The organism is Rahnella sp. CFA14(1/10), assembly GCF_004195095.1.
Taxonomy (GTDB): Bacteria; Pseudomonadota; Gammaproteobacteria; order Enterobacterales; family Enterobacteriaceae; genus Rahnella; species Rahnella perminowiae.
Genome location: NZ_SEWS01000001.1, coordinates 59,006 through 81,043 on the forward strand (window position 1 = coordinate 59,006; position 22,038 = coordinate 81,043).

A 22,038-nucleotide genomic window follows, 5' to 3' on the forward strand; every position below is an offset into this window, starting at 1 on the left:
CTGCTTTTTTTTATGATCTGCAACAGGCATAGTATCGACATCAAAAAGGTGATGTGGATAACAAAAAACAAACATTCCCTTTTCATTTATCTCGTTGGCATTAACAAAGGAGTCTCCATGTTTGCAGTAATTTTCGGACGTCCTGGCTGTCCTTATTGTGTACGCGCAAAGGAGTTGGCTGAAAAACTGACTGAAGAGCGTGATGATTTCAACTTCCGCTACATCGATATCCACGCGGAAGGCATCACTAAAGCCGACCTTGAAAAAACCGTGGGTAAACCGGTTGAAACCGTTCCGCAGATTTTCCTCGATCAGAAACACATCGGCGGCTGCACTGATTTCGAAGCCTATGCCAAAGAGCATCTGGCACTGTTCAGTAACTGAACTGAAAAATAAAGACATACACACAGCAAAAAGGCGCTCACTGAGCGCCTTTTTTATGGTTTCAGGTTTCAGTCATGCCTGAACTGCCGGTAAACAACCACCAGCAACTGAACCAGCATGGCGCCCAAAACGCACCAGAATATTGCGCTGGTGGCATACGCCAGTTCCTGAAACAGCGGACGAACGCGTGGATAAAAAGCCATACGCAATAAGAAACACACAGGGACAGAAGCCAGACCACCAATAAAAGACGAAAATATCGCCGAATCACGGGAAATCAGAGCGGTAACCACCCCCGGCAGCAGAAATAATAACAGACCATATTCTGGACCGGGCGCGACACTTATAACAATTACCCAACCATTTTTTAATAAAATAAATATAATTAAGAAAATTATGCAACAAATTACAACCGCAAATACGTTTCGCCAAAGGGCCATTTTCTTCCTCCTTAAAGTTGGCGAGATTTCACAGGTTAACTGCAGCACCAATGTGTTCTTTATTACCTGTCAGAGCCTTCTGGCTCATTTCCCTGACGTGCCACGCACTCCCGCGAAACACAAAAAAAGCTTTCAGAATATTTATACGGGCTTTTCTCTGGCTGAACCGGCGTTCTATGACTAAAATGACGCCCGAAACCCACTTTTCCACGCCACTGACATCGGTGACAGAGAGTGTGAGTTTGAGTTTGAGTAGGAATATACCGTTTCTGAATTTATCCTTTACATTCTCCTATATCAAGAATTTGTTGGTAAACAATAAGTTATCCTTGTGAATATAAACGTCGCTAGTTTGTTAAACGGGAATTACATCCTGTTATTATTTGTAGTTTTAGCACTCGGTCTGTGCCTGGGGAAAATTCGTCTGGGTTCCGTTCAGCTCGGAAATTCTATTGGCGTATTAGTGGTTTCGCTGCTTTTGGGTCAGCAGCATTTCAGTATCAATACTGAAGCGCTCAACCTGGGCTTTATGCTGTTTATTTTTTGCGTAGGCGTCGAAGCAGGGCCAAACTTTTTTTCCATTTTCTTCCGTGATGGCAAAAATTATTTCATGCTGGCACTGGTGATGGTTGGCAGCGCCATGTTACTGGCCCTCGGACTCGGACGCGTATTCGGCTGGGACATCGGCCTCACCGCCGGTATGCTCGCCGGGTCGATGACGTCAACCCCGGTTCTGGTGGGTGCCGGAGATACACTGCGTAATACCATGGGCGGCAACAAACTGCTTGGTCCTGAACTGGATAACCTGAGCCTCGGCTACGCCCTGACCTATCTCATCGGTCTGGTCAGCCTGATTTTCGGCGCTCGTTATCTGCCAAAGCTGCAACATCAGGATCTGCCCACCAGCGCCCAGCAAATCGCGCGCGAGCGTGGCCTGGATACCGACAGTAAACGTAAAGTCTATCTGCCGGTGATCCGCGCCTATCGCGTCGGACAAGAACTGGTCGCCTGGGCAGATGGCAAAAACCTGCGCGAACTGGGGATCTATCGCCAGACGGGTTGTTACATCGAGCGTATCCGCCGTAACGGTATTCTGGCGACTCCGGATGGCGACGCGGTATTACAGGTGGGCGACGAGATCTCACTGGTCGGCTATCCGGACGCACATTCACGCCTCGATCCGAGTTTTCGTAACGGCAAGGAAGTTTTTGACCGCGACCTGCTCGATATGCGCATCGTGACCGAAGAAGTGGTGGTTAAGAATAACCACGCGGTCGGCAAGCGTCTGAGTCAGCTGAACCTCACCGATCAGGGCTGTTTCCTTAACCGCGTGATCCGCAGCCAGATTGAAATGCCTATTGACGACAGTATCGTGCTGAATAAAGGCGATGTGTTGCAGGTCAGCGGCGATGCAAAACGGGTGAAAAGCGTGGCTGAGCGTATCGGGTTTATCTCGGTACACAGTCAGCTCACCGATTTGCTGGCCTTCTGCGCCTTCTTTATTGTCGGCCTGATGATCGGTCTCATCACTTTCCAGTTCAAAAACTTCAGCTTCGGCATCGGTAACGCTGCCGGATTATTGTTCGCCGGGATCATGCTCGGCTTCCTGCGTGCTAATCACCCTACTTTCGGTTATATCCCGCAGGGCGCGCTGAACATGGTGAAAGAGTTTGGCCTGATGGTCTTTATGGCGGGTGTCGGCTTAAGCGCAGGCGCGGGTATCAATAACGGTCTTGGCGCGGTAGGCGGTCAGATGCTCATTTCCGGCCTGATTGTCAGCCTGGTGCCGGTGGTGATTTGCTTTATCTTCGGGGCATACGTTTTACGCATGAACCGCGCTTTGCTGTTCGGAGCCATTATGGGCGCACGTACCTGCGCCCCGGCAATGGAGATCATCAGCGACACGGCACGCAGTAACATTCCGGCACTCGGTTATGCAGGAACTTATGCCATTGCTAACGTATTACTGACGCTCGCCGGTACGTTGATCGTTATCATCTGGCCGGGGGCATGACGTAACCTGTTGAACAATAATGTGGCAAAAAAAAATCAATCCCTTTTTTAAATTTTTGCCACATCATACGAACTTTTAACGTTAGCCAGAGTCTTAATTAGTGCCACTGCTTTTCTTTGAAGTCCCCAAATTTGGAGAGCCCGTCAATCCCGCCTGTTTAGGTTCAAGATTGCCGGGTTTTTTCTTTTCTGCTTTACAAAACAAACCTTTACTGCTTATTTCTCGTTTTCAATCACCCGCACCAGCGTTCCGTCGATGTCGATCATCGCGCCCATTCTCAGCCCGGATGGCTGCATGGTTGGCAGGTGGATACGCGGATGAGCGGTGTCGTCCTGCCCTATTCCGGCAGCAATTAAAGCATCAAAAAAATCACCGGCATTATCGACACGCAGACAGCAACTGAACCAGCTGGTGAGCGGATCAACGTCCGTATGCAGGAAAAACTCCAGCGTAATCGTGCCGCGGGCCATGATCAGCCAGCCGTCATCAACATACGTCGTGGTGAATCCAAAACTGCTATAAAAACGCTGGGTTTTTTCGAAATCACGTGAAGGAAGATTGGGTGTGGCGTAATCCGTCATCCTGGCCTCAGTGGTGTGTTGAATGTCACGCCATGATGCCTGAGCAAAAAGGATGAGGAAAGAGAAGGTCTTAACTATGTCATTCCCTGCCAACAGGCAGGGAATCAGACACATGAGACGCGGAGCTCCGGAATTAAAGGGGCATGGCGTTTTTATCAGAACGGATACATCAGACCGGTAGCAACCTTGTCCTCGGGTTATTACATGATCCGCTCGAGATGTTGGCCTTTTCCCCCCAGACGTCCGTCGGTCTGATTCCATTCCTTCTCGTACGCCTGATAAGCAAATATAAAGGCCTGATGACCGTCTTCAAATAACTGATCGGGGCGTTTATGCCAGCCGGAATAAGCATCGTAGCGTAAAATCTCATAGCCGCCCGCAACCGGATGTAAAAGGTAGGTGTAGTGTTCACAAAATTCCGGTGCATAAGGAATATCTTCCCCCGCTTCCAGTGTGATAAACAAACCGCCGAGGCGTAATTTAATCATTGATATCCTTTTTCATGATCCACAACCTGGTGGTTTGGGTGGCGGTCACATAAGCCGTCTCAGCGACACAATGCATCCCCTGACGCTGATAAAAGCCGATAGCAGGCAGATTACTTTGCAATACGTCCAGCCAGAGAACGGGCTGATGATGATTTTTTGCCACGCGTTCAGCGAAAGCGAAAACGTCCGTCCCCAGGCCGCGCGAACGGTTCTCTGGCGTGAAATACAGTTTGCATAACTTCGCCCCCCGGCCTTCTGCACCATCCGGCGACACATTAAAATGCAGCTTAGCGAAACCGATGGCCTCCCCCTTATCCTGCGCAACCAGCCAGCAATAATCATGGCTTTTAAGGCTACGGGCTATCACCTCATCACCAAAATCTTCCGCCAGGAAAGCATCCAGCTCTTCATCGTTTTGCCATAAACCACCAAAATAATGGCGATACGTTTCCCGCCCCAGATGCTGCAACAGGCGTAAATCGCCCAATCTAGCTTCACGAATCTCCATTATGACACCTTTTGTGAAATCATTCGTTACATCTGCCTGTCGTCCCGCAACAGGTAAGACAGCCGGCTTAAGGCTTCCTTAAGTTCTTCTCTTTACACTCTATTTGATCGTGAAACTATACCGTTATTCAATGAAAGCGGATATTCAGACGATGCACCCTTTACCTGCCGGACAGCACAAATTAACGTATTTGAAATTTTTTTGTGCTGTCAGCGCTTTGCCGGATTCTTTTGATGGCTATTTTGGCCTGTATAACTGAGGGTAGTATTATGGAGCAACTAAATCATTTGGTTTTTCTATGGATTAACGCGACACCGGCTTCACCGAAAGCGCTGATTCACCTTGCTACTTTTCTGGCCAATGACCTGATTATGATTGTCCCCCTGTTGATTATCGGCTTGTGGCTGTGGGGTCATCAGGAACGTATCGGTCAGCAGCGTGAGATGATCAGCAAGACAGCTATTGCGCTCCTTTTTGCGATGACAACGGCTAAAACGTTTTCTATGTTATTTCCGCATGCCCGTCCTTTTGTGGAAGGTGTTGGTTATAACTTCCTGCATCATTCACCGGACGACTCCTTCCCGAGTGATCACGGCACGGCCAGTTTCACCTTCGCACTGGCCTTTCTGTTCTGGCACCGACTCTGGTCAGGTGCGTTACTGATGGTAACCGCCTTATCGATCGCCTGGTCACGCATTTACCTTGGCGTGCACTGGCCGCTGGATATGGTGGGCGGGTTCCTGGTCGGTATGCTGGGTTGTCTGTTCGCGCAACTGGTGTGGAATTTGTTCGGCGAACCGATTAACGCGCTGATGTGTAAGGTTTACCGTTTCGGTTTTGCATTCCCGATTAAAAAAGGATGGGTTCAGCACTGATCGGCTCCCCCGTTCAAAGCAAAAAAAACGAGGCCACCTGCGCCTCGTTTTTTTATGTCGGCAGATGATTATTTACCGAAGATGCTGCCCCACAACCCACTGATTTTCATCATCACAAAGTCCCAGATACGGCCAATAAAACCGGTTTCTTTCACTTCCTGCAATGCCACCAGAGGACGCTGTTCGATAACCTTGCCGTCCAGACTGAAATCGACCGTACCGACCACCTGATTTTTCGCCAGCGGTGCCTCAAGCTGCGCATTAGTCAGATGGAAGCTGGCCTTGAGATTTTTCAGCTGGCCTTTCGGCATTGTCAGCGAGGCATTTTCAGCCACGCCGAGCGGCACCATTTTCTCATCGCCAAACCAGACGCGCTGACTGGTAAAGGCATCGCCCGCTTTAATCGGCGTGAGTGTTTCGTAGAAACGGAACCCCCAGGTCAGCAGGCTTTCGCTTTCGTTGAAACGGATCCGGTCACTTGGTGCGCCCATCACCACGGCAATTAAACGCATGCCGGTAGAATCGCTGGCAGACGAAACCAGATTATAACCCGCACCTGATGTGTATCCGGTTTTGATGCCGTCAACGTTCAGGCTGGAACTCCACAACAGGCGGTTGCGGTTAATCTGCTTGATATGATTGAAGGTGAATTCTTTTTCTTTGTGCAGTGCATATTCATCCGGCGTATCGCGGATAAGCGCCTGCGACAACAGGGCCATGTCAGTGGCGGAGGTATATTGTCCGTCAGCATCCAGTCCGTGAACGGTTTTGAAATGCGTGTTTTGCAGCTTCAGTTGCTCAGCATAGCGATTCATCAGGTTGACGAATGAATCCTGGCTACCCGCCACAAAATCGGCCAGCGCAATACTGGCATCGTTACCTGACTGGATCACGATACCTTTGTTAAGCTCAGAAACCGGTACATGATCGCCCGGTTTGAGGAACATCAGGGAGGAGCCGCGCAGCACCGGGTTGCCGGTTGCCCAGGCATCATTACCGACGGAGACCAGATCATCAGATTTGATTTTGCCGGATTTGATCGCCTGTCCGACCACATAGCTGACCATGATTTTACTCAGGCTTGCCGGGTCAAGACGCGCATCGGGATTAGATTCCGTCAGGATCTTCCCGCTGTTGTAATCCATAAGCACCCAGGATTTGGCATTAATCTGAGGTGCGACCGGGGCGTTATCCGCCTGAGCGGCAGGAAGCGCCAGCAGCAAAACTCCACCGCCCAGCGCGTAAATGAAAGTCCGTTTGAATTGGGAAGAAATTGTCATAGGTATCAGCGCTTTTGTCCGGGTAATTGAAATTTATCTTATCTTTCAATCAGATTGTGCAACTCTGTCAGGTGTAGAACCTACTGCTTTCCGGGTCGGGAATAAACCTAAATAGTGTAAAGATCTTAAGAATAGTAGAAATTTCCGCTGCTTGCGCAAATCCAACTGGCGATAAAACCAGCAGTAAGCACTTGACCATTTCATTCAGATGGGACAGTTTATCTGTAAATAGCATACAAAATATCTATATCAATAAAGGGCTTATTCACCACGTTTCCCTCCGCGGCTGAACAGGTACAGGGCATCAATGACAGGTCTGTTGTTAAAAGCGCTGACTGGCGCACTGGTCGTGATTCTGATCGGCGTATTGTCTAAAACCCGCAACTATTACATTGCCGGTCTGGTTCCGCTGTTCCCCACGTTTGCCCTGATCGCCCATTATATTGTCGGCACAGAACGCAACATTGAAGCGCTGCGCACCACCATTATTTTTGGACTGTGGGCGGTGATCCCTTACACAGCGTATCTGATTTCTTTGTATTTTTTCATCGGCTCAATGAAACTGCACTACGCCCTGTTCGGTGCTGTGGTCTGCTGGTCACTGGCAGCATGGTTACTGATAAGCCTGTGGACGCGCTTTCATGCCTGATGAAGACCGCGTGACAATATCAGTCATAAAACCCTCAGGATGTAAACTTGCATGAGGCTGCTTGCATTCCGCTGAATGACGTCTGGCACAACCTGAAGTGGTCATGCTGCACGCATTTGCAACAGACTGCATGCTGAGGGTTACAGCCAGAAATCACGGATAAAATCTTCGTTTTCACGCGTCAGTTCGTCCCGGATAAAATCAATGAACTGACTCAGTGAGGCCGGGCGTCGTTTACCGGCCGGTGACTGCAACTGCAACGTGCGCTGGCTGAGTTGCTCAATGTTGACCGGTTTAACGCGTAACCTGTCGCGGCGCGCTTTGTACATAATGGAAAAATGGCTGCATGCCGCAATCGCGCCCGGCGTCTGTACCATAAAATCGTACAGGGTGGAAAAACGGTTACAACTCACCGCAGGCTCAAGAAAAATGCCATTCATCCGGCAGGATAAATCAAACAACTGGCGAATGGTGCTGCCCTGCTCGTTCATCGCCAGCGGGTACGGATGCAAATCCGTCAACTGCACCTCAGTTTCCGCCAGCGGATGATCCGGACGCATCACCATCCGCACCGGTGCGGGGAAAGACGCCAGAATATCCACGCCGCGCTCCGCCGCCAGACTGAACTGCAACGCCAGATCCACTTCGCCGTTGTGGATCATCTCTGACACTTCTACCGCCGTGCCGACGTTGAGATAAAACATCACCCCCGGGTTGTTCAGCCGGAACTGTGAAAACAGTTGCGGCAACAAATCAAACGCCAGTCCGTCAGTGCAGGCCATACGGATCACCGTGCGGCGCACCGCGTTCAGCCCCTGAATTTCTGCAATGGCGTGCTCCATCTCCATCATGCTTTTGCGCACATGGTTTTCCAGAATCTGTCCGGCATCGTTGAGCACCATACCCCGGGCATGGCGCTCAAACAGCGGTGCGCCGATACGTTCTTCAAGGCGCTGGATCTGGCGACTGATGGCAGAGACGGCGACAAATAATTGCCTGCTCGCCGCACTCAGCGAACCGGTATTTGCCACCACCAGGAAATAGCGAATTTCCGTACTTTGCATAACCGTCTTGCCTCATAACTGTGCAAACCAGCATTACAATAAAAGCAACGCTAAGTTGCAATTATTATTATTGTGGCAACGCTTGCGCAGCGCTTAGAGTGAAACTGCTAAAAAAACCAACAATAAATCCTCAAAACATTTAAAAGCAGGTTATTCATGACAGCGGAAAATATCGTAGAACAGGCATTAGCCTGGTTTGATCAGGGTGAATATAAACGAACGTTGGCACGCAGGGTGGCTATTGCCACTGAAAGCCAGAGTCAGCTGCGTGATGCAGAACTGGCGCGTTATCTGGATGAAGAGATTAAACCGGCACTTTCAGCGATGGGTTTCAGCCTGCTCAGCATTGAAAATCCTCATGCCGTCAACCGACCTTTCCTGATTGCTACACGCATCGAAGACAGCAAATTGCCTACCGTACTGAGCTATGGTCACGGCGACGTGGTGTTCGGTGACGATGAGAACTGGCGCAGTGATCTGTCGCCGTGGGTGTTGAAAGAGGAAGGCGATCGCTGGTACGGACGCGGCAGCGCCGATAACAAAGGCCAGCACAGCGTCAACATTGCGGCACTTGAACAAATCTTTAAAGCACGCGGCGGGCGCCTCGGCTTTAACTGCAAACTGCTGTTTGAAATGGGTGAGGAAATCAGCTCTCCCGGGCTGGCAGAACTTTGCCGCGACTATTATGACGAACTCAGCGCCGATATTTTTCTGGCATCCGACGGCCCGCGCCTGAGCGCTGCACGTCCGACGTTGTTTCTGGGTTCGCGCGGTGCGGTAAATTTCCGTCTGAGTATCCATGCCCGCGACAACGCCTATCACTCCGGTAACTGGGGCGGTCTGCTGACCAATCCCGGCATCCAGCTTGCCAATGCGCTGGCCTCGCTGGTGAATCAACAGGGTCAGTTACAGGTGGCAGCGCTTAAACCTCCTGCTGTCAGTGATGCAGTGCGGGAAATTCTCAGTGATGTTGAGGTCGGGGGTGACAAAAACGATCCGCAAATCGACCCGGACTGGGGCGAAGCCGGGCTGACACCCACCGAGCGTTTATATGCCTGGAATACGCTGGAAGTACTGTCATTCCTGACCGGCAATCCGCAGCGCCCGATGAACGCCATCCCCGCCAGCGCTACGGCGGTCTGTCAGTTGCGTTTTGTGGTTGGCACTGACTGGAAAAACCTGACAAAACATGTCCGTGATCATCTCCACGCGCACGGTTTCCCGCAGGTAGAAGTGGAATTTATGCGTGGTTCGCCGGCCACCCGTTTTGACCCGACCGACCCGCTGGTGGGCTGGGCGCTGGATATCATGCAGCAAGCCACCGGCAAAAAACCGGCACTGCTACCGAACCTCGGCGGTTCACTGCCCAATGACGTCTTTGCCGATATTCTCGGCCTGCCGACGTTATGGGTGCCGCATTCCTATCCGGCCTGCGGTCAGCATGGCGTCAACGAACATATGCTGCTTTCCGTCGCCCGCGAAGGGCTGGCAATCATGACCCACCTGTTATGGGACTTCGGTGAGCACGGCACCGCCCTGCTCGCTCAGCACAGTGATCATGCCGGAGGTACCCGATGAGCCAGTTAACGGCTTCCCCCAACGCAACAGGCAATGCGGCAGATAAACCGGGCCTGATGAAAACCCTTTTTGCGACCTGTATCGGTAACGCGCTGGAATGGTTTGATATCGCGATTTACGGTTTTTTCGCCAGCTATATTGCTCATGCCTATTTCCCGACATCCGACCCGACCGTTTCCCTGTTACTGACATTCGGCAGCTTCGGCGTGTCATTCCTGATCCGCCCGCTCGGTGCCATTGTACTGGGCGCTTATGCGGACAGGCACGGGCGCAAAGCCTCGTTGCTGTTATCCATTAGCCTGATGATGGCCGGCGGCCTGATCATCGTGATCACGCCGTCTTACGGCACTATCGGCATGGCGGCTCCGCTGCTGATTCTGGCGGCCCGTCTGATCCAAGGTTTTTCAGCGGGTGGCGAATTCGGCAGCTCTACGGCTTTTCTGGTCGAACACTTCCCGGAACGCAAAGCATTTATCGCCAGCTGGCAATTCGCGACACAGGGTGCGAGTACACTGCTGGCATCAGCATTCGGACTGGGCTTATCGGCAGTGCTGAGTGAAACACAACTTCAGGACTGGGGATGGCGGATCCCGTTTATCTTCGGGCTGCTGATCGGGCCGGTGGGTTTGTATATCCGCCGCCATATCCGGGAATCGGACAGTTTCAGCAAGGCCAGGAAAACCGCCTCGCCGTTGAAAGAAATCGTGCGGGCGCAAAAAGGTCTGTTCTTTACCGCGATTGGTCTGATGGTGGTCTCTACTGCCATTAACTATATGCTCAACTATGTGCCGACGTACGCGACCAAAACGCTGCATTTACCCGCGTCTGCGGGGTTCAGCGCCACGCTGGCGGCCGGGATTATCCTGACGGTAGTGACCCCGGTGATGGGGTTGTGGGCGGAGAAAATTGGCCGTCTGCCGCTGATGTGGGGGTCGCTTATTTTGCTGTTGCTGACCGTGTATCCGGCGTTCTGGCTGATGCTGCAACATACCTCCGCGATGTCCTTGCTGTTGCTGATAAGCTGGCTGGCACTGCTGAAATCGGTGTATTTCTCCACTGTGCCGTCGATGATGGCTGACCTGTTCCCGATCACCACCCGCGCCAGCGGCATGGCGATCAGCTACAACGTCGCCGTAACCGTGTTCGGTGGATTTGCGCCCTTCATCTGTACATTGCTGATTTCCGCCACCGGCAGCAGTCTGGCACCGGGCTACTATCTGATGATGGTGGGCTTGCTCAGCGTCTGGGCATTGTTCAGGGCGCAAAGAACCCAGCACTGAGGGATCTGACAGGCTGAATCTGAGGCGGGCTAAAATGGCCCGCCTTTTTTATTGACTTAATCCTTCAACGGCTAAGTCTGCGGTGCCACTTTCAGTAATTTGCCGTCACGATCGTCAGTCAGTACATACACAAATCCGTCAGTACCCACCTGCACTTCACGAATACGTTCCTTGCGGTCACTGAGTAAACGCTCTTCATGTGTGACTTTCTCCCCGTCGAGTGTCAGGCGGATCAGCGACTCTGACGCCAGCGCGCCGACAAACAGCGAGTTTTTCCATTGCGGGAATTTCAGCGCATTATAAAACGCCATGCCACTTAATGCCGGTGAAACTTTCCAGTAATAAATCGGATCTTCCGCGCCTGCTAACGTGGTGCCTTTGGCCTCCGGGATCGGCTGTCCCGAATAGTTGATCCCGAATGTCGCCAGCGGCCAGCCGTAGTTTTTACCGGCTTTCGGCAGATTCACTTCATCGCCGCCGCGCGGACCGTGTTCGGTTTCCCACAACGCGCCGCTCCACGGATTAACCGCCAGCCCCTGCGGATTACGATTACCGTAGGTCCAGATTTCCGGTTTCGCACGTTTGTCGTGAACAAACGGGTTGTCCTGCGGCACCCCGCCTTCCGCTGTCAGACGTAAAATTTTGCCTTGCAACTGGTTGAGATGCTGCGCGTTAATGCGCTGGTTATTGTCACCGGTGGACAGAAAAATATTGCCCTTGTCATCAAATGCAATACGCCCGCCGAGATTAATGCCGCTTTGTAAGGCCGGTTGCTGAACAAATATGACCTTAAAATCTGCCAGGGTTTTATTGTCCGCCGACAATGTGCCATAACCCAGGGCGGCATGTGGTTCACCCTTTTCTCCCGGTTGCGCAAATGTCAGATACACCCGGCGGTTACTGTCAAAATCAGGCGATAAGCGCACGTCCCACAAACCGGCCTGTCCTGCGACCCAGACGGCCGGTACACCGTTCAACGGCGCAGACAATCCTGAGTCCGGCTTCCACAGCCGCAGTTGTCCGCTGCGTTCGGTAATCAATGCCCCCTGATTATTGGGTAAAAAAGCCAAAGACCAGGGGTGATCGAGCCCCCTGGCCAGTTCCGTTACCTGTGCGCCGGCCAGCGGCGGTGGAACGGGGGATTTCGGGGCGGCACAGACGTGGGTGGTTAACATCATCGCTATAAAAGCAGGCAGTAATGTGTCGCGCAAAGAAAATGGCATAGCGCTTCTCCCGAAGTGATTTTTGCAGGTGAAGAGTAAAATATGAGAATCACAGACAAAATTCAGTTTAGGCCATGTCCCTGATTTTGCTCAGCGGTTGCGTACGGCTATAACCTACAGGAATAACAGCGCTGCGAAATATAATAACAACAAGGCATTCCCTCTTTTGTAACATACCGGTAAACTGCCCCCACAGAATAGACGTCCAGACAGACAGACTTCTGCACATCCTCAATCTGGAAAGCCGCATTGCCTTCCCGGATTTACGCCCAAAAACACCAGAAAAAACATCGCGTCCAACGGAGCTGTTCAATAATGAAAAAAATATCCGCCTCCCTGCTGGCATTAAGCCTGTTTTCCGCTCTGCCGGCGTTCGCTGCCGGTGAAACACCCGCGCCGGTTCCTGCGGTTATTGCTCAGCACAACGGTCCTGTGCGCATTGCGGTTATCCGTAATCTGGGCTCCGACGATAACACCACGCAGTTTCTGGCCGGTGCCATTAAACAGGGACGCGCGCTTGGCTTTAAAGTGGATACTTTCCTCAGTAATGGCGATGACGCGAAATTTCAGGATTTCGTTAATCAGGCTATTAGCCAGAAATACGACGGTATTATCCTGTCACAGGGGCGCGGCCCGTATTCTGAGGCGCTGGTGAAACGCATCGCGGCAGCGGGTATTGCGGTGTCCGCATTTGATACCGAAGTGCCGGAAAACATTCCTGGCGTTACGGTCACCCGCCAGGACGATGCCTCGCTGGCGAAAGCATCTGTTGGTCAGCTGGTGAAAGATTTCAACGGTAAAGCCAATATCGTCAAATTGTGGGTGGCCGGTTTCCCGCCAATGGAACGCCGCCAGAAAACCTACGAAGCGATTTTAAAAGAGAATCCGGGCATTCATCAGCTGGAATCTATCGGCGCAGTCTCTTCTGATGTACAGGGCGATACCGCAAACAAAGTCGGTGCAATTCTCGCCAAATATCCGAAAGGGCAAATTGACGCTATCTGGGGTGCATGGGATGCCTTTAGTCAGGGCGCATATAAGGCGCTGAAAGAAAATGGCCGTACCGAGATTAAACTTTACAGCATCGATGTGTCGAACCAGGATTTACAGCTGATGCGCGAAAAAGGCAGCCCGTGGCAGATGACGGCTGCGGTGGACACACAGCTGATTGGTGCGGTTAACCTGCGAATTGTGGCACTCAAAATTGCCGGCGAGAAAACCCCGGCAACCTATGAATTCCCGGCGCAAACAATTCCGCAATCTTTGCTGCTTAGCCAGCCGGACGGCATCAACGTGACCGGACTGAGCAAAATCATTCCTGGCTGGGGTAAATCTGCAGATTTCACCGCACCGTGGTTTGCGACGCTGGAAGCCAAATACAAAAAATAATCCCCTGGGCCTCCCGGAAACGGGAGGTTTTTTCAGCATTTTACGGGTCTATATCAGGCGCTTCCCCTCACTTTTCCCGCTCAACATTCCCCCGTTTGCCTTGTGCGATCACAGAAATAAAGAAACATAAATTCAGAAACAAAAATCTCAATAGCCGCAGACCCCCGCCAACCGTTAAAAACGTACTCTCCCTTTTCATATGGACATTCACGCAATGAGTACAGAAATCCTTTCGGTCAAGGAAAAGATTGGATACGGATTAGGTGACGCCGCCAGTCATATCATTTTCGATAACGTCATGCTCTACATGATGTTTTTCTATACCGATATTTTCGGCATTCCGGCGGGTTACGTCGGTACAATGTTCCTGCTGGCCCGCGCACTGGACGCGATCTCGGACCCGTGCATGGGATTACTGGCAGACCGTACCCGCACGCGCTGGGGAAAATTCCGCCCTTATGTGCTCTTCGGCGCCATTCCTTTTGGCATCGTCTGCGTATTCACCTACACCACGCCGGAGCTAAGCATGACCGGCAAAATGATTTATGCCGCCATCACATATACCCTGCTGACGCTGATGTATACCGTGGTCAATATTCCTTATTGCGCTCTCGGCGGTGTGATTACCTCTGACCCGGCGCAGCGGATTTCGCTGCAATCGTACCGCTTTGTTCTCGCCACGGCAGGCGGCATGCTAAGTACCGTGCTGATGATGCCGCTGGTTAACTTTATCGGCGGTGAAAATAAAGCGCTCGGTTATCAGGGCGGAATTGCGGTACTGGCGATTGTCGCTGCCGTGATGCTGGCGATTTGTTTTGCCACGACCAAAGAACGTATTGACCCGGGCAAACCGACCGGCACCATGCGCGAAGACTTACGTGACATCTGGCACAACGACCAGTGGCGTATTGTCGGCCTGCTGACCATCCTCAATATCATGGCGGTCGCGGTTCGCGGCGGCGCCATGATGTATTACGTGACGTACATTCTCGGCAATCCGGTGCTGTTCGCCTGGTTCCTTGGCGTGTATTCCGTCGGCAACCTGATCGGCAGCGCACTGGCGAAGCCGCTTACCGACTGGAAATGTAAGGTCAGCGTTTTCTGGTGGACTAACGCCATTCTGGCGGTTCTGAGCATCGGCATGTTCTTCCTGCCTGTTCACGGCAGCGTTGTGATGTTTATCTTTATCTTTATTATCGGCGTCCTCCATCAGCTCGTGACCCCGATTCAATGGGTAATGATGTCTGACACTGTCGATTACGGTGAATGGAACGACGGAAAACGCCTCACGGGTATCAGCTTTGCAGGCACTCTGTTTGTGCTGAAACTCGGTCTGGCACTGGCTGGTGCCATGATCGGCTGGATGCTGGCAGGTGCCGGTTATCAGTCCGGTGCTGCCACTCAAAACAGTGCCACCATGACCAGCATTGTCGCACTGTTTACGGTGGTTCCGGCCGTCTGTTATCTGCTGAGCGCCATCATCTGTAAACGCTATTACATTCTTCGCACCCCGCTGCTGCGCCGCATCCTTGATGAGGTCGCACAGGGCATCCGCCGTAATCAGCAAGAATTTATGAAATAAATCTGCTTTTGAAGAACTGAAACTGTTTTAACTGAACATGCCCAAAATCATTCGTGCTGAATCAAGAGGGCAACTCAGTGAATCCCCGGGAGCATACATAAGTATGTGGCCGGGGTTCGCGAAGGCAGCCAACGCAGAGTCAGTATGAAGGATGAAGGGCTAGAGGAGAAAAATTAATGAAAATCAGTGATGGTAACTGGTTGATCCAGGATGGATTGTCACTCACGCATCCGCTTCAGGTGTTTGAAGTACAACGCTCAGGAAATGAGATGGTGATTTACGCCGCGCCGAAAGATGCATCGGAACGCGCCAGCCAGCTCGACTCACCGCTGTTTACGCTGCGTTTCTTCTCACCGCAGACCGGCGTAATAGGTGTACGCATTACTCATTTTGATGGTGAAAGAGAGAAAGGCCCGCATTACCCATTAATCCAAACCGACACACCAGAACTGCGTTTTGAAGATAACGATGAATTCGCCGCACTGCACAGCGGTGATCTCTGTGTTCGTGTGACCAAAGGCAATAACTGGACGCTGGATTTCCTGCGCAACGGCCGCCGGATCACCGGCAGTGTTGCGAAGTCTAACGGCTATGTGCAAGATGCGAAAACACAGAAAACCTACATGATGGAACGTCTGGATCTGGGCGTCGGCGAAACGGTTTACGGCCTGGGAGAGCGTTTCACCGCACTGGTTAAAAATGGTCAGACGGTTGAGACCTGGAACCGTGACGGCGGCACCAGCACAGAGCAATCCTACAAAAACATTCCGTTCTACCTGACGAACCGCGGCTATGGCGTGCTGGTGAATCATCCCGAATGTGTGTCTTTTGAAGTTGGCTCTGAAAAAGTCTCCAAGGTGCAGTTCAGCGTGGAAGGCGAGTATCTCGAATATTTTGTTATCGATGGCCCGACGCCGAAAAAAGTGCTCGACCGTTATACCCGCCTGACCGGCCGCCCTGCACTTCCACCAGCCTGGTCATTTGGCCTGTGGCTGACGACTTCGTTTACCACCAATTATGATGAAGCAACCGTCAACAGCTTTATTGACGGCATGGCAGAACGTGAACTGCCACTGCATGTTTTCCATTTTGACTGCTTCTGGATGAAGGCTTTCCAGTGGTGTGATTTCGAATGGGATCCGCAAACTTTCCCTGATCCACAGGGTATGTTGCAGCGCCTGAAAGCCCGCGGTCTGAAAATCTGCGTGTGGATCAATCCGTACATCGGCCAGAAATCGCCGCTGTTCCATGAGGGCAAAGTAAAAGGCTATCTGCTCAAACGCCCTGACGGTCGTGTCTGGCAGTGGGATAAATGGCAGGCAGGCATGGGGATTGTCGATTTCACCAATCCACAGGCCTGCGAATGGTACGCCGGACACCTGAAACGTCTGGTGGATATGGGCGTAGATTGCTTCAAAACCGATTTCGGTGAACGTATTCCTACCGATGTTATCTGGCACGACGGCAGTGATCCGCAGAAGATGCATAACCATTATGCGTTTGTGTACAACAAACTGGTGTACGAAACATTGCAGGATAAGCTTGGTGCCGATGAAGCAGTCCTGTTTGCCCGCTCAGCCTCGGTGGGCGCACAACAATTCCCGGTTCACTGGGGTGGTGACTGTTATGCCACTTACGAGTCCATGGCTGAAAGCCTGCGCGGCGGATTATCCATCGGGTTGTCCGGCTTTGGTTTCTGGAGCCATGACATTGGCGGCTTCGAAAACACCGCACCGGCACATATCTACAAACGCTGGTGCGCATTCGGCCTGCTCTCCAGTCACAGCCGCCTGCATGGCAGTAAATCCTATCGTGTGCCGTGGGTATATGACGATGAAGCCTGCGACGTGGTACGCCAGTTCACGCAGCTTAAATGCCGCCTGATGCCGTATCTCTACCCGGCATCTGCACAGGCCGCCAGTCATGGAACGCCGGTGATGCGCGCCATGATGCTGGAGTTCCCTGAAGATCCGGCATGCGATTATCTCGATCGCCAATATATGCTCGGTGACGACCTGCTGGTGGCCCCCGTTTTCAGCGAAGAAGGCGACGTCGATTTCTATCTGCCGCAAGGCCGCTGGACGCATCTTCTGAGCAACGACGTGGCTGAAGGCTCACGCTGGCATCGTCAGCAGCATGGCTTCGACAGTTTGCCGTTGTATGTCCGTCCGAATACCTTGCTGGCGCTTGGCAGCAATGATCAGAAGCCGGATTATGTTTACAACCAGCAGCCTCAATTCCATTTGTTCGAACTGGAAGAAGGCGCGGTCGCGGAAAGCGCGATCACGGATCTGAGCGGGAAAACCGTCTTCACTCTCAGCGCGGTGCGCAATGGCAACACCATCATTCTGACCAGTAAAGGCGACGCGCCAGGCTGGACGCTCTGTCTGCGTAATATTCAGCAGATAGCCGGTTTTAGTCAGGGCACATCAGCAATTCAGGCATCGGGCATCGTCCTGACACCCGAAGCGGGCTGTAAAGAGTTCGTGATTACGTTATAAAATTCATCAATAACCGGCCTCGCCGCCTTTCCGGGCTGCGGGGCTTTTTTATGCGGTGCCTAAACGTCCTGATAAACACTTTCGCCATGAATGCTACGGTATTCTTTAGGCGTCATTTCATAGCCTTTTTTAAATACTGAATAGAAATATTGCAGCGAGGGATAACCGCACATTTGCGAGATCTCATTGATGGAAATCGAGGTGGCGGCCAGCAGATTGCGGGCACGATCGAGTTTTTCTTCGTGGATCACTCCGTGAATCGTTTGCCCGGTTTCATCTTTAAAACGTTTCTCAAGGTTAGATCGCGACATGCCAATGGCATCCAGCACCTGCTCAACTTTAATCCCTTTGCAGGCGTGATAACGGATGTAATGCATAGCCTGAATGACGGCAGGGTCACGCAGTGATCGGAAATCCGTTGAACGACGCTCTACTACCTTCACCGGCGGCACCAGAATACGCTGTAACGGCAATTCGCGCTGATCCAACAACTGATGCAAAAGTTTCGCGGCGCGATAGCCCATCTGACGCGTGCCCTGTACTACGGATGACAACGCGACACGCGACAGGTAGCGCGTCAGTTCCTCATTATCGATACCAATGACGCAAAGCTTTTCTGGCACAGGAATATTCAGATGCTCGCATACCTGTAACAGATGCCGCGCCCGGGCGTCGGTGACAGCAATAATGCCGGTTTGCTGTGGCAGTGTCTGGATCCAATCCGCCAGCCGGTTCTGGGCGTGCTGCCAATTTTCCGGTGCGGTTTCCATGCCCTGATAGACTACGCCCTGATACTGCTCGGCAGACACCAGCTTTCTGAACGCATGCTCGCGTTCCTGCGCCCAGCGCTTTCCCCCTGCATCAGGCAGACCGTAAAATGCAAAACGGTTAATCCCCTTTTCTTTCAGGTGCATAAAGGCCGCTTCAACCAGTGCGTAGTTGTCGGTAGCGATATAATGTACCGGCGGATAATCTTCTTCCTGATGATAGGAACCGCCCACGCCGACAATCGGCACGTTGAGACCTTCGAGCAACGTTTCAATTTCACGGTCGTCAAAATCGGCGATCACGCCATCACCTAGCCAGTCTTTAATGTTGTCGATGCGACAGCGGAAATCTTCCTCAATAAAGATATCCCAGTCACTTTGTGAGGCCTGAAGGTATTCACCTACGCCTTCGACGACCTGACGGTCATAGACTTTATTGGCGTTAAATAACAACGTGATCCGATAACGTTTTTCAAACATACCTGTTTCTCACCGATGATCTAATAGACTAAAGCCTCATTCATTTGCACTAATGAATGAGGCTGATTGGGTTGGTCAATAGCACAACACAAGGGCTTACGTAGATTTGGCATAGCGAATTTGTGAGGCTCCTCAGGTTTTCCTGAATGACAGTCCGCCATCACGGTGATCTTCGCTGACTTTATGCGCGCCGTTTGGTCGCAGAATCCATCCAGACCGCCAGCAGTAAAATCGCGCCTTTGACGATGTATTGCCAGAACGTCGGCACATCCAGCATGCTCATGCCGTTATCCAGCGAGGCCATAATGAAAGCCCCCATAACGGCACCGGCCACGCTGCCAACACCGCCTGCAAGGCTGGTTCCGCCAATAACACAAGCCGCGATGGCATCCAGTTCCGCGATATTGCCCGCCGAAGGCGAACCAGCCCCCAACCGCGAACTGAGGATCAGACCGGCAATCGCTACCATCAGCCCGTTGATCGCAAACACCGCCAGTTTGCTGCGCTCCACGTTAACGCCGGATAACCGTGCCGCTTCTATGTTGCCGCCAATCGCATAAATACGGCGACCAAATGCAGTACGGGAGGCCATGAACATGCCGCCCAGCATCAGCGCCACCAGAATCAGCACGGGCGTCGGCACACCGCGATAATCATTGAGCAGGTAAATAGCCCCCAGCGCAATAATCGCAGTGAGAGCCTGACGGGTCACATCACTTTTTGCTGCTGTCAGCGGCAAACCCAGTGCCGCCCGCTGTTTGCGCCTGCGCCATTGCCAGCCAATGAACAGGGCCAGCGCAATGGCGCCAATACCAAAACCGAAAGAATCAGGCAGATAACTCTGACCAATTAATGACATGGCAGGGGTTGTCGGCGATACCGTGGTGCCGCTGGTGATACCAATCAAAATGCCGCGAAACGCCAGCATTCCGGCCAGGGTTACGATAAATGAGGGGACCTTGCGATACGCGACCCACCAGCCATTCCAGGCACCCAGTAACAATCCGAGCGCCAGTGTCACCACAATAGTGAGCGGCAACGGCCAGCCGAGCCAGACATCGAAAATTGCCGCCGCGCCACCGAGTAATCCCATCATGGAGCCGACTGACAGGTCGATTTCCGCCGAGATAATGACAAATACCATACCGACAGCCAGAATGCCGGTGATTGCCGTCTGGCGCAGCAGGTTAGACACGTTACGGGCACTGATATACGCGCCATCGGTGGTCACGCTAAAAAAGACAATAATCACCGCAATGGCCGCCAGCATGACGAATACCTGCAGGTTAATGCTTTTTAGTTTCTGTATCGAAAATAACACGTCAGCCTCATCGGGACGGGCTGACGCAGACGGGGTTCCCGGCTGTGGAAATTTAGACATAAGATTCACTCCTCAGTGCGGCTTCCATGACCTGTTCCTGACTTAAATTATTGTTATCCAGACAGGCTTTGACCTGCCCGAGATGCATCACTACTACCCGATCGCTGAGCCCCAGCACTTCGGGTAACTCTGATGAAATGACGATAATCGCCATTCCCTGCGCCGCGAGCTGGCCGATCAATTTGTAAATTTCATGTTTTGCCCCGACGTCGATCCCGCGCGTCGGTTCATCAAGAATGAGGATTTTAGGTTTGAGCAGCAGACACCTCGCCAGAATGGCTTTTTGCTGATTGCCACCACTGAGCCGCCCGATCGCCAGTTCGGGAGAAGATGTTTTGATTTTGAGTTGCTTCACTGACTCACTGATAGTGTGCTGTTCCTGGGCTTCGCGCAGAACACCGCCGCCGCTGAACTGACTTAACGCCGCCAGCGTAATGTTGCTGCCAACCGCCATCACCGGCACGATGCCGTCACGTTTACGGTCTTCAGGCACCATCGCCAGCCCGCGGCGCATCGCATCACGGCAATCGGTGATCTGCACTTTTGAACCTTGCAACCAGATATCTCCCGACCAGCGCCCGGGATAAACACCGTACAAACATTCCATCATTTCTGTTCTTCCGGCGCCCACCAGCCCGGCGACACCCAGCACCTCGCCCTGCCGCAGGGTAAAACCGGCGTTATCCACCCGTTTGATATGCCGGTTAACCGGATGCCAGGCAGTGAGATTTTCCACCCGTAAAATTTCTTCACCGATCTGGCGTTCACGGGACGGAAAGAGTTCAGTCAGTTCGCGCCCCACCATCATGGCGATAATTTCTTTCTCAGATGTCCCTGCGGCATTGCAGGTGGCGATATGTCTCCCATCACGGATCACACACAGTTTGTCGGAAATGGCTTTGACTTCGTTGAGTTTGTGAGAAATGTAAATGCAGGCGATATCGTGATGACGCAGGTCACGAATGATATCGAGCAAAATCGCCGTTTCACTTTCGGTCAGAGACGCCGTCGGTTCGTCCAGCACCAGCAACCGGACCTGCTTGTTCAGCGCTTTGGCAATTTCAACCAGTTGCCGCTGCCCAAGGCCCAGTTCACCAACCCGTGTATGCGGGTCAATATTGAGTTTGACCTGCGCCAGCATGCGCTGGCAGCGCAAATACATTTTATCGGTATCGAGCATCCCGTAACTGCCCCACTCATTTCCCAGAAACATGTTTTCCAGTACGCTCAGTTGTTTTACCAGCGCGAGTTCCTGATGAATAATCGCAATCCCTTTTTGCTCGGTATCCCGGATACCCTTCGCTGTAAGCCGTTCTCCTGAAAAATAAATTTCACCTTCAAATGTGCCTTGCGGATAAATACCGCACAACACTTTCATTAATGTGGATTTACCTGACCCATTTTCACCGCACAGTGATAACACTTCTCCCGCAGATAACGTCAGGCTAATATTATCAACGGCTTTTACCACACCAAACCTCTTAGTGATATTGCGCATATCCAGCAACGGTAATTTTTCATATTGTTCTGGCATTTTCACCCCCGGCAGAAACAACACCTCCACAAGGAGGTGT

19 protein-coding genes are annotated in these 22,038 nt (G+C 52.1%); 9 read left to right on the plus strand and 10 right to left on the minus strand.

The genetic code is table 11. From position 1 onward, the window contains the following. The first annotated feature begins 117 nt into the window (after nucleotides 1–117). Nucleotides 118–384 (plus strand): GrxA family glutaredoxin, encoded by a 267-nt coding sequence (locus EVX52_RS00320; protein ID WP_013575818.1) that lies wholly within the window; start codon nucleotides 118–120, stop codon nucleotides 382–384. A 68-nt stretch (nucleotides 385–452) separates the two neighbouring features. On the opposite strand, the gene ybjM is transcribed toward EVX52_RS00320, so the two are convergent. Then, entirely contained in the window at nucleotides 453–872 is a 420-nt protein-coding gene (gene ybjM, locus EVX52_RS00325) for an inner membrane protein YbjM (protein WP_240783418.1), read from the minus strand. Nucleotides 873–1,155: 283 nt separating this feature from the next. Here ybjM and EVX52_RS00330 point away from each other — a divergent pair, with 283 nt between their 5' ends. After that, on the plus strand, nucleotides 1,156–2,838 hold the full coding sequence (locus EVX52_RS00330; protein WP_129951515.1) for an aspartate:alanine antiporter: 1,683 nt from the start codon (nucleotides 1,156–1,158) through the stop codon (nucleotides 2,836–2,838). Between the two features lie 215 nt (nucleotides 2,839–3,053). Here EVX52_RS00330 and EVX52_RS00335 read toward each other — a convergent pair whose 3' ends face one another. The 3 genes from EVX52_RS00335 to EVX52_RS00345 form a co-directional block, all read right to left on the minus strand. Continuing rightward, the gene (locus EVX52_RS00335; RefSeq protein ID WP_129952121.1) at nucleotides 3,054–3,419 is read right to left on the minus strand and encodes a bleomycin resistance protein; all 366 of its coding nucleotides are present in this window, start codon (nucleotides 3,417–3,419) and stop codon (nucleotides 3,054–3,056) included. 200 nt (nucleotides 3,420–3,619) lie between these two features. Next, complete coding sequence (locus EVX52_RS00340; protein WP_129951516.1) at nucleotides 3,620–3,907, minus strand: hypothetical protein; 288 nt, start codon at nucleotides 3,905–3,907, stop codon at nucleotides 3,620–3,622. Next, nucleotides 3,900–4,415, minus strand: a complete 516-nt coding sequence (locus tag EVX52_RS00345) for a GNAT family N-acetyltransferase (RefSeq protein WP_129951517.1) — start codon at nucleotides 4,413–4,415, stop codon at nucleotides 3,900–3,902. Before EVX52_RS00345 ends, EVX52_RS00340 begins: the two co-directional genes overlap by 8 nt. A 269-nt stretch (nucleotides 4,416–4,684) precedes the next feature. Here EVX52_RS00345 and ybjG point away from each other — a divergent pair, with 269 nt between their 5' ends. Beyond that, nucleotides 4,685–5,290 carry an undecaprenyl-diphosphate phosphatase gene (ybjG, locus tag EVX52_RS00350; protein WP_129951518.1) on the plus strand — a complete coding sequence of 202 codons (606 nt, stop codon included), beginning with the start codon at nucleotides 4,685–4,687 and terminating at the stop codon, nucleotides 5,288–5,290. A gap of 68 nt (nucleotides 5,291–5,358) precedes the next feature. On the opposite strand, the gene EVX52_RS00355 is transcribed toward ybjG, so the two are convergent. Then, nucleotides 5,359–6,570: a serine hydrolase gene (locus tag EVX52_RS00355; RefSeq protein ID WP_129951519.1), complete on the minus strand. Its 1,212-nt coding sequence runs from the start codon at nucleotides 6,568–6,570 to the stop codon at nucleotides 5,359–5,361. Between the two features lie 307 nt (nucleotides 6,571–6,877). Between EVX52_RS00355 and EVX52_RS00360 the strand changes: the two genes are divergently transcribed. Further along, the gene (locus EVX52_RS00360) at nucleotides 6,878–7,219 is read left to right on the plus strand and encodes a GlpM family protein (RefSeq protein WP_129990372.1); all 342 of its coding nucleotides are present in this window, start codon (nucleotides 6,878–6,880) and stop codon (nucleotides 7,217–7,219) included. A 140-nt stretch (nucleotides 7,220–7,359) separates the two neighbouring features. On the opposite strand, the gene EVX52_RS00365 is transcribed toward EVX52_RS00360, so the two are convergent. After that, nucleotides 7,360–8,283: a LysR family transcriptional regulator gene (locus tag EVX52_RS00365; RefSeq protein ID WP_129990373.1), complete on the minus strand. Its 924-nt coding sequence runs from the start codon at nucleotides 8,281–8,283 to the stop codon at nucleotides 7,360–7,362. A gap of 156 nt (nucleotides 8,284–8,439) precedes the next feature. Here EVX52_RS00365 and EVX52_RS00370 point away from each other — a divergent pair, with 156 nt between their 5' ends. Together EVX52_RS00370 and EVX52_RS00375 are read left to right on the plus strand one after the other, a co-directional pair. Further along, on the plus strand, nucleotides 8,440–9,861 hold the full coding sequence (locus tag EVX52_RS00370; protein WP_129990374.1) for a M20 family metallopeptidase: 1,422 nt from the start codon (nucleotides 8,440–8,442) through the stop codon (nucleotides 9,859–9,861). Next, the gene (locus EVX52_RS00375) at nucleotides 9,858–11,141 is read left to right on the plus strand and encodes an MFS transporter (protein ID WP_129990375.1); all 1,284 of its coding nucleotides are present in this window, start codon (nucleotides 9,858–9,860) and stop codon (nucleotides 11,139–11,141) included. The genes EVX52_RS00370 and EVX52_RS00375 overlap by 4 nt, the downstream gene beginning before the upstream one ends. A 71-nt stretch (nucleotides 11,142–11,212) precedes the next feature. Here EVX52_RS00375 and EVX52_RS00380 read toward each other — a convergent pair whose 3' ends face one another. Next, nucleotides 11,213–12,364, minus strand: a complete 1,152-nt coding sequence (locus EVX52_RS00380; RefSeq protein ID WP_129990376.1) for a PQQ-dependent sugar dehydrogenase — start codon at nucleotides 12,362–12,364, stop codon at nucleotides 11,213–11,215. 315 nt (nucleotides 12,365–12,679) lie between these two features. Here EVX52_RS00380 and EVX52_RS00385 point away from each other — a divergent pair, with 315 nt between their 5' ends. The 3 genes from EVX52_RS00385 (at nucleotide 12,680) to yicI (ending at nucleotide 17,836) form a co-directional block, all read left to right on the plus strand. Then, a complete protein-coding gene (locus tag EVX52_RS00385; RefSeq protein ID WP_129951525.1) occupies nucleotides 12,680–13,753 on the plus strand; it encodes a sugar ABC transporter substrate-binding protein in 1,074 nt (357 codons plus the stop codon). A gap of 214 nt (nucleotides 13,754–13,967) precedes the next feature. Further along, nucleotides 13,968–15,335, plus strand: coding sequence for a glycoside-pentoside-hexuronide family transporter (locus EVX52_RS00390; protein WP_129951526.1), 1,368 nt, complete (start codon nucleotides 13,968–13,970; stop codon nucleotides 15,333–15,335). Nucleotides 15,336–15,511: 176 nt separating this feature from the next. Then, nucleotides 15,512–17,836, plus strand: a complete 2,325-nt coding sequence (gene yicI, locus EVX52_RS00395) for an alpha-xylosidase (RefSeq protein ID WP_129990377.1) — start codon at nucleotides 15,512–15,514, stop codon at nucleotides 17,834–17,836. A gap of 59 nt (nucleotides 17,837–17,895) precedes the next feature. Here the strand turns inward: yicI and xylR are convergent, their stop codons facing one another. The 3 genes from xylR to EVX52_RS00410 form a co-directional block, all read right to left on the minus strand. Then, on the minus strand, nucleotides 17,896–19,083 hold the full coding sequence (gene xylR, locus EVX52_RS00400) for a D-xylose utilization transcriptional activator XylR (protein ID WP_129951528.1): 1,188 nt from the start codon (nucleotides 19,081–19,083) through the stop codon (nucleotides 17,896–17,898). A gap of 181 nt (nucleotides 19,084–19,264) precedes the next feature. Next, the gene (gene xylH, locus EVX52_RS00405; protein WP_129990378.1) at nucleotides 19,265–20,464 is read right to left on the minus strand and encodes a xylose ABC transporter permease XylH; all 1,200 of its coding nucleotides are present in this window, start codon (nucleotides 20,462–20,464) and stop codon (nucleotides 19,265–19,267) included. Continuing rightward, entirely contained in the window at nucleotides 20,457–21,998 is a 1,542-nt protein-coding gene (locus EVX52_RS00410; RefSeq protein WP_129951530.1) for a xylose ABC transporter ATP-binding protein, read from the minus strand. The genes xylH and EVX52_RS00410 overlap by 8 nt, the downstream gene beginning before the upstream one ends. Nucleotides 21,999–22,038: the final 40 nt, after the last annotated feature.